The sequence below is a fragment of the Nonomuraea angiospora genome (assembly GCF_014873145.1).
Classification (GTDB): domain Bacteria; phylum Actinomycetota; class Actinomycetes; order Streptosporangiales; family Streptosporangiaceae; genus Nonomuraea; species Nonomuraea angiospora.
This window is the reverse complement of the sequence record NZ_JADBEK010000001.1, coordinates 4,260,784-4,273,840: the sequence shown is the minus strand read 5'-3', so window position 1 is coordinate 4,273,840 and position 13,057 is coordinate 4,260,784. Positions and strand designations below refer to the sequence as shown.

The window sequence follows — 13,057 nt, the reverse complement described above, 5'->3', positions numbered from 1 at the left end:
TCGAGGTCAGGTGCCGAGGTACCGGATCTTGACGGTGCCGCGGAGCAGGTGCTCGTTGGCGACGCGTTGATGGGCACTGAGGACCACGGCGAGACCTCGCTTTCCCGCCAGAGGCGCGAGGTCGATGACGTCGAGCGTGTCTACAAGGCGCAATGTCTGCAGATGCGGGAGCTGCGCGAGCGGCGCGAGGTCGGCCACCATGCGGCAACCGTCTAGGCCCAACTGGACGAGGTGCTCCTGGCTGCGGAGCGGGCTGAGATCGCCGATGTCGAGATCCCGCAGCCAGAGGCCTCCGAGGCGGAAGTGCTCCAGCTCCGCCAGGTCCAGCCGTGCCGGGCCGATGAGCTGCAGTGTCTCCATCGAAGCCCGCGGCAGGCCCTTCAGGCAGTCGCCGATCTCCCCGGGCGCGCCCAACGTGAGCGAATTCAGGTGACGCATTCCGGCGAACGTCTCGGGCGGTATCGGTCGGTGGCTGCGATAGATGTACAACTCCCGCAGCTCGGTTTGCCGAGACAGCGGGCCCATCCAGTCGGTCTGATCGCCGGGCGGGAGATCCAGACCCAGTGCCAGCAATCGCGGGATCCGATCGAGAAAGCTCAGATCGTCGAATCCGGCGTTCCAGATCGTGAGATCACTCAGCCGGGGAAGCTTGGACAGAACCTCCAGGTCGAGGGGGCGTGGTGTGTCGAGCGAGACCCAGAGCGCCTCCAATGCGGGCAACGCCTCCACGTCCTCCAGGGAGTCCGTGTCGACGTCGTGCAGGTTGAGGATCTTCACCTGCGGTACGTTCCGTAGGAAGCCGAGGTCGGTGAGCGACTCTTCCAGGTTGACGGTCAGGGCCTTGGCCTCGCGCAAGTGCGCCACCGCGCGAAGAAGACGGATGTCGGGGATCGTGGCCGTGTCCACTCCGGCCAGGACGCGTCGTGCGTAGGCGTCGGCGTCGTAGTAGTTCCAGCCCTCGTTGAGCTCCTTGCGGACAGCCCACCGCTGATCGGCCGCGTACCCCGCGAGCTTGTCCAGCGCCTCCGGCCCGTTGATCAACCAGGCGGTCCGCACCGTGTGGGCCGCCCGCAGCGGCGACAGACGGGACAGGTCGTCGGGCAGCCGCCGCAGGATCTCCTCGCCCACCGCCGCCAGCATGCCCGCCTCCACCTCCGAGCGCGGCGGGATCACCTCAGCCAGGCACGCCTCGATGCGGTCGCGCAGCTCCACCGGGATCTCCTGGATCGTCTCCAGGCACCCCGCCACCAGTAACCGCAGCCGCCGCGAGTGCGGCCCGCCCTGGTCGGCGCGGTCCAGCAGGCCCGCCAGCAGCTCCCTGCGCACGCGGCCGGTCGCGTGCCCGGCGGCCATCACCACGACCTCGCGCCACTGGTCCAGATGCGCGCGCTCGACCGCCGCGTCCACGTCCTCGTCCTCCACGAGCTGGCCCGCCGCGAGGTACTCCTGCACCGTACGGTGGGCGAAGTCGATGCGGCCGGGCACCGGCTCGCGCAGCACGCCGGACCGGCGGAGCAGGTGTTCGAGCACGTCGGCGGCCGGATATGGCATGCGGGTCATCGAGGCCAGCTTGCGCTCGACGCTCTTCAGCGCCGTGGCCTTCGACAGCTCCGACCGCCCCATGGACACCAGCCGCCAGGCGAGGTCGCGCAGGATCCAGACCTTCTGGTCAGGGTCCAGGGAGACCTCGTCGGTGATCCGGCGTTCGGCGTCCCGCCGGTCCAGCAGCAGGCTGAGCACCGAGTTGTAGAAGCCCATCCGATTGGGCGGCAGCTGCGTGCGGCGGTCGAGGTTGAGCGCGCACAACATTGCGGCCAGCAGCGGCGTCGACGCCACGACCCCCAGGTGGGGGTTGGACTCCATGCGGGCCAGCAGCGCGACCTCGTAGCCCTCCAGCTCCTCGGGCGCGCACGGCAGGCTGGGGCAGTCGCGCATCGCCACGTGCCACTGCCGGATGAGCTCCCGCAGGTCGCCGGGCGTCATCGGCTCGAGCGTCGCCGCCGCGAACCCCTCGTCGGCCAGCCACCGCGCGTCCGCCGCGGTCGGCCGCGAGGTCACCACCACGCGCATCCCCGGGTACGCGGCCAGCAGCCGCGACAGCCACTCCCGCACGGCCGGGCGGTGCCGTACCAGCAGCTCGTCCACGCCGTCCACCAGCAGCAGCCCGCGGCCGGACTCCAGCACCCGCTCCACCCACCCGCGCGGCATGCGTCCGGAGACCTCCTGGGCGATGTCGTCCAGGAACGCGGGCGGCGCGGGGAACCTGCCCTCGGCGTGGCTGCGGAGCTTGATCATCAGGGGGACGCAGCCGTTCCAGTCGGACAGGGCGCCGGAGAAGTCGCCGCGGGCGGCGGTGACGGCCAGCCAGCGCAGCAGCGTGCTCTTGCCCGAGCCCGCGTCGCCGCGCAGCAACATGAGGCGTTCGCGGCCCAGCGCCGACTCGATGCGCTCGGTGCCGAGCTCCGCCGTGGGGCGGCCGGTGAGCGAGGCGACCGAGAGGCGTTCGGGGGCGCGGCGCCCGCGCTCGCCGGCCGAGACGTTGAGGCTGATGTAGGCGACGCTCAGCGACGTTCGGGGGCGGTAGTTCTCCACCCGCACCCCGAACAGCTCCACCTCGTCCAGAGTGCGGCTGACGAAGCCGAGGTAGTGGCGCTGGAACGCGTCGTCGTCCTGGCGGCCCTCGGGCGCCTCCAGCGTCCGCAGGGGCATGCGGGCGAGCAGGCGTTCCATGCCCTCGGCCAGGCCGCTCAGCCGGGCCAGGCTCTCCGTGGCCGCCCGCGGCACGTACTGGGGGAGCTGGCGCATCATGCCCGTCAGGCAGTCGACGCATTCGGCGAGCAGCACCCCGTACAGCTGGTCCTCCGCCTCCCCGAGCCGGGGCTCCGGCAGCCGCGCGATGACGCGCCCGGCGAGCTTGGCGGGGTCGGCGTCGGCCTCGAAGAGGGCGGCGTCGGACAGGTCCGCCTGCCGCAGGGCGTGAACCACCTCCAGCAGCACGGCGGCCCGCGCCTGCTCGTCCAGCCCGCGGAACTCCTGATCCAGCAGCCGGGACAGCCGCCCCTCCACCGCCAGCGCGATGCCCTGGAGCTGGTTGTCGAACTTCCTGGGCGCCAGCCGGTCACGGAAGCCGCCCTGGATGAGGTCCTTGAGCTCCGAACCGCGCTCCTTGTGCGCGGCCCGGGTGGCGAGCCACTCCCGCATGGCACGTTCGGCGATCGACTTGCCCGCGGCCGTCAGCGCCGCCTCAATGCCTGGCATGCCTCCCTATATACAGGCTTTGCTAAGCCATGAAGTCGGCGAAATCGAAGCCTGGGGACACGATGCAGCTCACCAGTACCGCCTCGTCGGAGGCCGGGCGGGCCGACTGCCACACGCCGCCGGGCACGATCGCCTGGGGCACCTGGCCCTGCTCCACGTCGGGCCCCAGCGTGACCACGGAGTCGCCGATCGTCAGGCTCAGCGGGCCGCCGCGGTGCCACAGCCAGACCTCGTCCGACCTGACCAGGTGCGGCACCGACTCCTCGCCCGGATTCAGCAGGAAGTAGATGCCCGTGGCGCTGGCCCGCGGCCCGGGGTAGCCGTCCGGGCGGAAGGTCACGGACGATCTCCACGTCTCCCTGAACCAGCCGCCTTCGGGGTGGGGGAGCAGGTCGAGGGCCGCCGCGACGGGCGGGCGCTCGACGAACGCCACCGGGGCGCCCGTCACGTCCCTGCGTAGGAAGAGGTTCCCGTCCAGGACGAGCTGCCCGTCGAGCGGGCTGGCCAGGGCCGCCGCCTCGTCGGGCACCTGGATCGACGGGCCGTCGGGGTAGGTGCGCAACTCCACCTAGCAGAGTTTATGCCGATAAATCAGGACAAGGTGGGTGGTTCATTCCCGGTGGTTGGGCATCTCGCGGACGGGGCGCGAAATGTCGGTGGAGGTGGCTAGTCTGCGGCAGGTGATCGAACGGTGGAGCCGTGATCAGGTGCTCGCCCTGGCCCCGGACGCGGCGTCGCGGTCGGCCGCGCAGAAGGTCGCGGCGCCCGGCAAATGGTCGGCGTGCGGCACGACGGGCACGGTCGTGTACGGCGAGTGCGAGGGCAGCGGCGCCAAGCCCTACCTCGCCTGCGTCGACCTGACCGAGCCCGCCTACCGGTGCAGCTGCCCGAGCCGTAAGTTCCCATGCAAGCACGCGCTCGGGCTGCTGCTCATGTGGGCGGCCGGAGGGGTGTCCGTCGAGCAGGGCGCGCCGCAGTGGGTGACCGAGTGGGTGGAGGCGCGGGCCGAGCGCGCGGCGAAGGAAGCGGCCAAGATCGAGGCGGTGCGGGCGAAGAGGGCCGCCGAGGCGTCCTCCGGTGAGGGCGACGGCGCCGGGCGGGCCGAGGTGTCCTCGGGTGAGGGCGGCGGCGGTGTCTCCGGCGCCGGGCGGTCCGGTGGATCGTCGCGGATGGGTGCGGAGTCCGTCCGCCACGGGCGCGTCGCCGCCGGGCTGAGCGAGCTGGAGCGGTGGCTCGACGACCAGGTGCGGCAGGGGCTGGCGGGGGCCGCCGAGCACGAATGGGAGGGGCTGGCCAAGCGGCTCATCGACGCCCAGGCGCCCGGCGTGGCGGGGGTCGTCTCCAGGCTGGTCCGGGTCCGGGCGGAGGACGACTGGCCGGGGCGGCTGCTGGAGGAATACGCGCTGATCCACCTGCTCGCCGTCGCCTACCGCCGGCGGGCGGAGCTGCCCGGGGCGCTGGCCGAGACCGTGCTCAGCCGGGTCGGTTTTCCGGTCGCCAAGGAGGAGGTGCTGGCCGGGCCCGCGGTGCGCGACCAGTGGGACGTGCTGGGCAGGCGGGACGAGGAGCAGGACCGGCTGACCTCGCGGCGGGTCTGGCTGCGGGGGCGGCGCAGCGGGCGGGCGGCTCTCGTGCTCTCGTTCGCGCCGCAGGGGCAGCCGCTGGACGCCTCCCTGGTCACGGGGACGACGATCGAGGCCGATCTCACGTTCTACCCGGGCGCCGCCCCCTTGCGAGCGCTGGTCGCCGCCCGCCACGACCGCGGCACGGATGACGCCGTACGGTATGGCTCCGGCGCGGGCGGTTTCGTTGGAGGGACGCCGCCCGGGGTGTCGCCGGAGGAGGCGCTCGACGAGGTGGCCGGGGTGTTGGGCGAGGATCCGTGGACCGAGTCGTGGCCGCTCGTGCTGGCCGGGGTGGTCCCGGGCCGCGACTCGATCGGCGGCCTGCCGCTGCATCGCGCGGCCCGCGACCCCTGGCGGCTGATCGCCGTCTCCGGCGGGCGTCCGGTCACCGTGGCCGTCGAATGGACGCCGCGCGGGCTGCGGCCCCTGACCACCTGGGACGACGAAGGAACGGCGGTGATCCTGTGACCGGCTGGGAAGAGCTGGCCTCGACGGCGCTCGTGGGGACCGACCGCAGGCCGTACCAGGGCGATCTGCTTGATGCCGCAGCCGTGGAAGTGGCGCGCCGAAGGGCCGGACGCAAGGCGGGCGCGGTCGGGCAGCAGGCACCCCACGCGGCCGGGCCGCAGGCGCCTGACGCCGCCGGGCCGCAGGAGCAGGCGCCCCACGCGGCCGGGCCACTGGCGCCTGACGCCGCCGGGCCGCAGGAGCAGGCGCCCCACGCGGCCGAGCCGCAGGCGCCTGACGCCGCCGGGCAGCGGGAGCAGGCGACCGGCGCGGCTGGGCGGCGGGAGCAGGCGGCCGGGGCGGTCGGGGGGCGGGACGGGTCCTCTGAAGCGTCCCCGGAAGCTCAGGCGGCTCCTGTCGAGGAGCGGGTGGCCGTGGGGAGGCGGGCGGCGGAGCGGCTGGTGCGGATCATGGGTGGCGAGCACGAGCGGCTGCTGCCCGAATGGCTGGCCGCGGCCGCCGCCACCGGCCGGAGGGTGCCGCCGTACGTGCTGCCCGAGCTCCTGGAGAAAGGACGGCGGGATCGCTCGATCCGGGTCCACCTGGGGGTCCTGGCCGGGCAGCGGGGCCGGTGGCTGGCCGGGCTCAATCCCGCCTGGGACTACCTCCTGGAGGAGCCGACCGGGGAGACGTGGGAGCTGGGCGGCGCCGCGGACCGGCGGGCGCACCTGCGCACGCTCAGGACGGCCGATCCCGCGCAGGCCAGGCGGCTGCTGGAGAGCACGTGGGAGCGCGAGACGCCCGACGACCGGGCCGAGTTCGTGGAAGTGCTGGCCGACGGGCTGAGCATGGACGACGAGCCGTTCCTGGAGAGCGCGCTCGACGACCGCCGCCGGGAGGTGCGCCAGGCCGCCGCCAACCTCCTGACCCGCCTGCCCGGCTCGCGCATGTCCCAGCGCATGGCCGAAAGGGCGCGGGCCTGCGTGACCATCTCCCGGAAGGTCATCGCGGTCGAGGCCCCGCGAGACTGCGACAAGGCCATGGAACGCGACGGCATCCGTCCCAAGCCGCCCAGGGGCATCGGCGAGCGGGCCTGGTGGCTGCAGCAGATCCTCGCCCGCGCCCCGCTGTCGATCTGGGGTCACCCGCCCGCGGCGCTGCTCAAGATGAAGATCCCCGACTGGGACGCCGAGGTGAAGGCCGCCTGGGTACGCGCCGCCGTGCTGCAGAAGGACCCGGAGTGGGCGCGGGCGATGTTCGGCTGGGACCCGATCGCGGACCTCCTGGAGTCCCTCCCGGCCGACGAGCAGCAGAAACTCGCTGCCGATTTCGTGAAAAAGCATGACTTGGACAGCCAGTTGATCATGGTGTTGGGCGGAGTGTCGTCCCACTGGCGCGAGGGCCTGGCCACGGCCGTCCTCCGCAAGATCGTGAAGGTGGCCACCAGGCAGCCGTGGAACCTCGGCGAGCTGGTCAAGCTGGCCGGCGAGCGCATCGACCCGGCCCTGTTCCCGCTGGCGCTGAGCTACTCGCCCGTGGAGTCCGTCCAGCAGGTGGCCGCCCTGCTGCGTTTCCGTGCCGACATGTACAAGGAGCTTCACCCATGACTGTTCTGCGTCCGCACGCGGAAGACCAGTACGCCGAGGAGCTGGCCTTCCTGGCCAAGGACGACGACCGGCCCAGGCCGCCCGGCTGGAAGCTCTCCCCGTGGGCCGTGACCACGTACATCCTGGGCGACGGAGACCGCATCACCCCCAAATACGTGGGCGCGCGCCGCATCGTCGAGGTGGCCGTCGCCACGCTGGCCACCGACCGCGCGCTGCTGCTGCTCGGCGTGCCCGGCACGGCGAAGACCTGGCTGTCCGAACACCTGGCCGCCGCCATCAGCGGCGACTCGACGCTGCTCGTGCAGGGCACCGCGGGCACCGCCGAGGAGGCCATCCGCTACGGCTGGAACTACGCCAGGCTGCTGGCCGAGGGCCCCTCGATCGAGGCGCTGACCCCGTCGCCCGTGATGCGCGCGATGGCCGAGGGCCGGGTCGCCCGCGTCGAGGAGCTCACCCGGATGCCCTCCGACGTGCAGGACGCCCTGATCACCGTGCTGTCGGAGAAGACGCTGCCGATCCCCGAGCTCAACCGCGAGGTCCAGGCCGAGCGCGGCTTCAACGTGATCGCCACGGCCAACGACCGCGACCGGGGCGTCAACGAGCTGTCCAGCGCTCTGCGCCGCCGGTTCAACACGGTCGTGCTGCCGGTCCCGGCCACCGCCGAGGAGGAGGTGGACATCGTCGCGCGCCGCGTCACCCAGCTCGGCCGCGCCCTGGAGCTGCCGGAGACGACGACCGGGCTGGCCGAGATCCGGCGGGTGGTGACGGTGTTCCGCGAGCTGCGCACCGGCGTCACCGAGGACGGGCGCACCAAGGTCAAGTCGCCCAGCGGCACCCTGTCCACGGCCGAGGCCATCTCGGTGCTCACCAGCGGCATCGCCCTGGCGGCCCACTTCGGCGACGGCGTGCTGCGGCCCTCCGACGTGGCGGCCGGGATCGTGGGAGCCGTCGTCCAGGAGCCGGTCTCCGACCGGGTGGTGTGGCGCGAATACCTCGAGACCGTGGTGCGCGAGCGCTCCGACTGGCGCGACTTCTACCGCGCCTGCCGCGAGGTGTCATGAGCATCCTCCCGGTCCCGGGTGTCCCGGGTGTCGCGGGCGAGCCGGCCGTCTCGGGTGCCGGTGTCGCGGGCGGGCCGACCGTCCCAGGTCCCGGTGCCGCGGGCAGGCAGGCCGCCACGGTCCTCCCCGGCGTCGGCGGCCGGTCGGCCGTCTCGGGTCCCGGTGTCGCGGGTGGGCCGATCGTGTCGGTGCTCGGCGTGCGGCACCACGGGCCGGGGTCCGCGCGGGCCGTGCGGCAGGAGCTCGAACGCCTGCGCCCCGACGCCATCCTCATCGAGGGCCCGCCCGAGGCCGACCCGCTCGTCACGCTCGCGCCCGAGCTGGAGCCGCCCGTCGCTCTGCTGGCCCACGTGCCGGGGGCGCCCGCGAAGGCCGCGTTCTGGCCGTTCGCCGCGTTCTCGCCCGAATGGCAGGCCATCCTGTACGGCACCGCGACCGGCGTCCCGGTGCGCTTCTGCGACCTCCCGGCGGCCCATTCCCTGGCGGAGAGCGAAGAGCGGGACCAAGAGCGGGGCGAAGAGCGGGGCGAGACCGAGGACGAGGACGAAGGCCGGGGCGGCGGCACGTCCGGTCTGCGGGCCGACCCCATCGGCTCGCTCGCCGCGGCCGCCGGATACGACGACCCCGAACGCTGGTGGGAGGACGTCGTCGAGCACCGCGGCGACACGCCTTTCGAGGTGATCGCCGAGGCCATGGCCGCCGTACGCGAGGGCTACGAGCCGGACGAGCGGGAGGCCAGGCGCGAGGCGTACATGCGCAAGACCCTGCGCGCGGCCCTCAAGGAGGGCTACGGGCGGATCGCGGTGATCTGCGGGGCCTGGCACGTCCCGGCGCTGACCGGCCCGCTCCCGTCCGCCGCCAAGGACAACGCGATCCTGCGCGGGCTGCCCAAGGTGAAGGCCGAGCTGACGTGGGTGCCGTGGACGTACGGGCGGCTGGCGTCGTGGAGCGGCTACGGCGCGGGGATCACCTCGCCCGGCTGGTACCACCACCTGTTCGGGGCGACCGACCGGCCCGTGGAGCGGTGGCTGGCCGAGGCCGCCGCGGTGCTGCGCGAGGAGGGGCTGGCGGTGTCGTCCGCGCACGTCATCGAGTCCGTACGCCTCGCGCACACCCTGGCCGCCCTGCGCGGCAGGCCCCTGGCCGGGCTCGGCGAGGTCACCGAGGCGGCCAGGGCCGTGCTGTGCGAGGGCGACGACCTGGCCGTGGAGCTGATCCAGCGGCGCATGGTCGTCGGCGACCGGCTCGGCCAGGTCAGTGACGGCACCCCGATGGTGCCGCTCCAGCGGGACCTGCGCGATCAGCAGCGGCGCCTGCGGCTCAGGCCGGAGGCGCTCGACCGCGAGATCGACCTCGACCTGCGCAAGCCGCTCGACCTCGACCGCAGCCACCTGCTCCACCGGCTCGGGCTGCTCGGCGTCGACTGGGGCACGCTGGGCGAGTCGCGCGGGAAGGGCACGTTCAGGGAGACGTGGACGCTGCGGTGGCGGCCCGAGCACGACCTGGCGCTCATCGAGCAGGCCGCGCTGGGCACCACCGTGGCCGGGGCGGCGGCGCAGCGGGCCAGGGACCTGGCCGCGACGGACCGGACGGCCCTGGCGGAGCTGACCTCGCTGGTCGAGCGGTGCCTGCTGGCCGACCTGCCGCAGGCGCTGCCCGAGGTGCTGGCGGCGCTGTCGGCCAGGGCGGCGCTGGACACCGACGTGACGCACCTGATGGCGGCGCTGCCCGCGATGGTGCGCGCCCACCGCTACGGCGACGTGCGCGGCACCCCGGCCGAGGGGCTGGCGGTGATCGTCCGTTCGATGCTGGAGCGGATCCGCGTGGGGCTGCCGGTCGCGGTGACGGGGCTGGACGACGACGCGGCGGCCGGCCTGCTCAAGCACGTGGACGCCGTGCACGCGGCCGTCGCGCTCCTGGAGACGGACGGCACCGGCGAGGAGGTGTCGCCGCGGAGCCGGTGGCTGGTCACCCTGCGGGGCGTCAGTGACCGGCAGGACCTGCACGGGCTCATCGAGGGGCGGCTCACCAGGATCCTGCTCGACGCGGGGGAGCTCGACGACGCGGGCGACCGCATGGCCAGGGCGATGTCCAGGGGGCAGGTCCCGGCCAGGGCGGCGGCGTGGGTCGAGGGGTTCCTGGCGGGCGGCGGGCTGCTGCTGGTGCACGATCCGCGGCTGCTGAGCCTGGTGGACGGGTGGCTCACGGGGCTGTCCGGCGAGCAGTTCACCGACGTGCTGCCGCTGCTGCGCCGTACGTTCGGCGGGTTCGCCGCGCCCGAGCGCAGGGCGATCGGGGAGCGCGTCCGCTCGGCCGGGAGCGGCGCGCGGGAAGGGCGGCAGGACGTGGACGAGCAGCGCGCGGCGGCGGCCGTCGCGACCGTGCTGGCGATCCTCGGAAAGGAGGACGGATGACCGACGACGAGCGCCTGCGCAGGTGGCGGCTGGTGCTGGGCGGCGGCGACGCCGACGGCACCGGGCTCGGGCTGGAGGGCCTGGACTCGCGGATGGACGCCGCGCTGTCGGCGGTCTACGACCAGGGCGGCAGGGAGGGCGGGCTCGGCGCGTCCGCGCCCCGCGTGGCCCGCTGGCTCGGCGACATCCGCGCGTACTTCCCCTCCACGGTCGTCCAGGTCATGCAGAAGGACGCCATCGAGAAGCTCAATCTCACCCGGCTCCTGCTGGAGCCCGAGATGCTGGAGGCGGTCGAGCCGGACGTGCACCTCGTCGGCACGCTGCTCGCGCTCAACCGCGTCATGCCCGACCAGGCCCGCGAGTCGGCCAGGGCCGTGGTGCGCAAGGTGGTGGACGAGCTCGAACGCAGGCTGGCCCAGAAGACCAGGGCCGCCGTGACCGGCGCGCTCGACCGCTCGGCCAGGACGCACCGCCCCAAGCGGGTGGCCGACATCGACTGGGACCGGACGATCAGGGCCAATCTCAAGAACTACCTGCCGGAGAAGAACACCGTCGTCCCGTCGCGGCTCGTCGGCTACGCCCGCAGGCAGCGGTCGGTGCAGCGCGAGGTGGTGCTCTGCATCGACCAGAGCGGGTCGATGGCGGCCTCGGTGGTCTATTCGAGCGTGTTCGGGGCGGTGCTGGCCTCGATGCGGTCGCTGAAGACGTCCCTGGTGGTGTTCGACACGGCGGTGGTGGACCTCACCGACCAGCTGCACGATCCGGTGGAGCTGCTGTTCGGCACCCAGCTCGGGGGCGGCACCGACATCAACCGGGCCATCGCCTACTCCCAGGGCCTCATCACCCGGCCCACCGATTCGATCTTCGTCCTGATCAGCGATCTCTACGAGGGCGGCGTCAGGGAGGAGATGCTGCGCCGGGTGGCCGCGATGACGCAGGCCGGCGTCCAGGTGATCGTGCTGCTGGCGCTCTCTGACGAGGGCGCGCCGTTCTACGACCACGAGAACGCCGCCGCGCTGGCCGCGATGGGCGTGCCCGCCTTCGCGTGCACGCCCGACGCCTTCCCCGACCTGATGGCCGCCGCGATCGAGCGGCGCGACATCGCGCAGTGGGCCGAGCGTCACCTCGCGGTGTGAGCCGTCACCCGGCCGGTTCACCGTGCGCCCCGCCACGGGGCGTCAGTGGCCGGCCTCGCCCGGCCTGGCCTTGCGCGGCAGGAGGTAGGACAGGGCGAACGTCAGGGCCAGCAGCCCGACCTCGACCCAGACGGTGACCTGCATCGTCGAGCCGAAGCTCCACTGGCGCGCCAGCAGGTTGAAGAAGAGCGTCCCCAGCACGGCGGTGCCGAGCGCGCCGCCGAGCTGCTGGATCGCGGTCAGGGTGCCGGAGGCCGACCCGGACTCGTGCGGCTCGACGCCGGCGAGCACGATGTCGAAGAACGGGGCCATGGTCAGGCCCATCCCGATGCCGACGAAGGCGAGGCTGGGGGCGAGCTGCCAGCCGCTGACGTCGACCCCGGCCAGGTGGATGGTCAGGGCGAGCGCGGCCGCGCCCGCGGCCATGACGACGGTGCCGATCTGCAGCAGGCCGCGGCCCAGCTTCTCCTGCAGGCCGGACATCGCCAGCCCGAAGCCGACGACGCCGCCGAGCGCCTGCGGCAGCCCGGTGAGACCGGCCTCCAGCGGGGTGAAGCCGAGGCCGAGCTGGGTGTAGAGGTTGAAGACGAGGCCGAGGCCCATCATGCCGGAGAAGAAGGCCAGGCCGGCGACCAGACCGCCGGTGAAGGCGCGCTTGCGGAAGAGCCCGGGCGTGACCAGCGGGTCCTTGCCGGACCTGGCGCGGCGCGACTCGTACCGGCCGAAGATCGCGAACATCACGATCGAGGCGGCCATGGACACGAACGTCCACACGGGCCAGCCCAGCTCGCGGCCCTGGATGAGCGGGTAGATCAGCAGGAACGAGGCCAGGGAGACGAGGACGACCCCGACGAGGTCGAGCCTGGTGGCGTTCGAGAGGCGATACTCGGGCAGGAACCGCATGCCGGCCAGCGCGGCGGCCAGGCCGAGCGGCAGGTTGATCAGGAAGATCATGCGCCAGCCCGTGCCGAAGAAGTCGGCGTCGACCAGCCATCCGGCCAGCACCGGACCGCCCACGGACGAGATCGTCATGACCGGGCCGAACATGCCGAAAGCCTTGCCCAGGTCCTGCGGCGGGAACATCTCCTTGATCAGCCCCAGGCCCTGCGGGAGCATGACGGCCCCGAACAGGCCCTGCAGCACCCGGCTCCCGATCAGCATCTCCGGGCTCATCGCGATGCCGCACAGCAGCGAGGCGGCGGTGAAGCCCAGCGCGCCGATCACGAACATGCGCTTCCTGCCGAACAGGTCGCCGAGGCGCCCGCCGGTGATCAGGCCGACGGCCATGGCCAGGGTGTATCCGGCGCCGAGCCACTGCACGATGCTGTCGCTGCCGCCCAGCTCCTTCTGGATCGTGGGGGCGGCGATCGTGGTGACGAGCGCGTCGAGCAGATCCATGACCTCGGCGGCCAGGATCACGAACAGTGCGACCCAGCGCCAGCGGTAGGGCTGGGTCTCGGTCGTCGCCGCTGAGGCGGTGACTGTCATGGGGGGCTCCTTTAAAACGGT

At 73.1% G+C, this 13,057-nt stretch carries 8 protein-coding genes; 5 read left to right on the top strand and 3 right to left on the bottom strand.

The window, feature by feature from the left end:
• Positions 1–6 precede the first annotated feature (6 nt).
• Together H4W80_RS19245 and H4W80_RS19240 are read right to left on the bottom strand one after the other, a co-directional pair.
• Complete coding sequence (locus tag H4W80_RS19245) at positions 7–3,258, bottom strand: NACHT domain-containing protein (RefSeq protein WP_192786360.1); 3,252 nt, start codon at positions 3,256–3,258, stop codon at positions 7–9.
• Between the two features lie 22 nt (positions 3,259–3,280).
• Positions 3,281–3,826, bottom strand: coding sequence for a cupin domain-containing protein (locus H4W80_RS19240; RefSeq protein WP_318786943.1), 546 nt, complete (start codon positions 3,824–3,826; stop codon positions 3,281–3,283).
• Positions 3,827–3,938: 112 nt separating this feature from the next.
• Here H4W80_RS19240 and H4W80_RS19235 point away from each other — a divergent pair, with 112 nt between their 5' ends.
• From H4W80_RS19235 to H4W80_RS19215, 5 genes are read left to right on the top strand one after another with little or no spacing between them, the layout of a single operon-like run.
• Complete coding sequence (locus H4W80_RS19235; protein WP_318786942.1) at positions 3,939–5,351, top strand: SWIM zinc finger family protein; 1,413 nt, start codon at positions 3,939–3,941, stop codon at positions 5,349–5,351.
• Positions 5,348–6,937, top strand: coding sequence for a DUF5691 domain-containing protein (locus H4W80_RS19230; protein WP_192786358.1), 1,590 nt, complete (start codon positions 5,348–5,350; stop codon positions 6,935–6,937). The genes H4W80_RS19235 and H4W80_RS19230 overlap by 4 nt, the downstream gene beginning before the upstream one ends.
• On the top strand, positions 6,934–7,998 hold the full coding sequence (locus H4W80_RS19225) for an ATP-binding protein (RefSeq protein WP_192786357.1): 1,065 nt from the start codon (positions 6,934–6,936) through the stop codon (positions 7,996–7,998). Before H4W80_RS19230 ends, H4W80_RS19225 begins: the two co-directional genes overlap by 4 nt.
• Positions 7,995–10,412, top strand: coding sequence for a DUF5682 family protein (locus tag H4W80_RS19220; RefSeq protein WP_225963537.1), 2,418 nt, complete (start codon positions 7,995–7,997; stop codon positions 10,410–10,412). Before H4W80_RS19225 ends, H4W80_RS19220 begins: the two co-directional genes overlap by 4 nt.
• Positions 10,409–11,548, top strand: a complete 1,140-nt coding sequence (locus H4W80_RS19215; protein ID WP_192786356.1) for a VWA domain-containing protein — start codon at positions 10,409–10,411, stop codon at positions 11,546–11,548. The genes H4W80_RS19220 and H4W80_RS19215 overlap by 4 nt, the downstream gene beginning before the upstream one ends.
• 42 nt (positions 11,549–11,590) lie before the next feature.
• Here H4W80_RS19215 and H4W80_RS19210 read toward each other — a convergent pair whose 3' ends face one another.
• Positions 11,591–13,036 carry an MFS transporter gene (locus H4W80_RS19210; RefSeq protein ID WP_192786355.1) on the bottom strand — a complete coding sequence of 482 codons (1,446 nt, stop codon included), beginning with the start codon at positions 13,034–13,036 and terminating at the stop codon, positions 11,591–11,593.
• Between the last annotated feature and the right edge of the window lie 21 nt (positions 13,037–13,057).

What these genes read in the sequence shown, in the direction of transcription:
- H4W80_RS19245 (WP_192786360.1), bottom strand. Translation starts at nt 3,258, where the DNA reads ATGCCAGGCATTGAGGCGGCGCTGACGGCCGCGGGCAAGTCGATCGCC.
- H4W80_RS19220 (WP_225963537.1), top strand. Translation starts at nt 7,995, where the DNA reads ATGAGCATCCTCCCGGTCCCGGGTGTCCCGGGTGTCGCGGGCGAGCCG.
- H4W80_RS19225 (WP_192786357.1), top strand. Translation starts at nt 6,934, where the DNA reads ATGACTGTTCTGCGTCCGCACGCGGAAGACCAGTACGCCGAGGAGCTG.
- H4W80_RS19215 (WP_192786356.1), top strand. Translation starts at nt 10,409, where the DNA reads ATGACCGACGACGAGCGCCTGCGCAGGTGGCGGCTGGTGCTGGGCGGC.
- H4W80_RS19210 (WP_192786355.1), bottom strand. Translation starts at nt 13,036, where the DNA reads ATGACAGTCACCGCCTCAGCGGCGACGACCGAGACCCAGCCCTACCGC.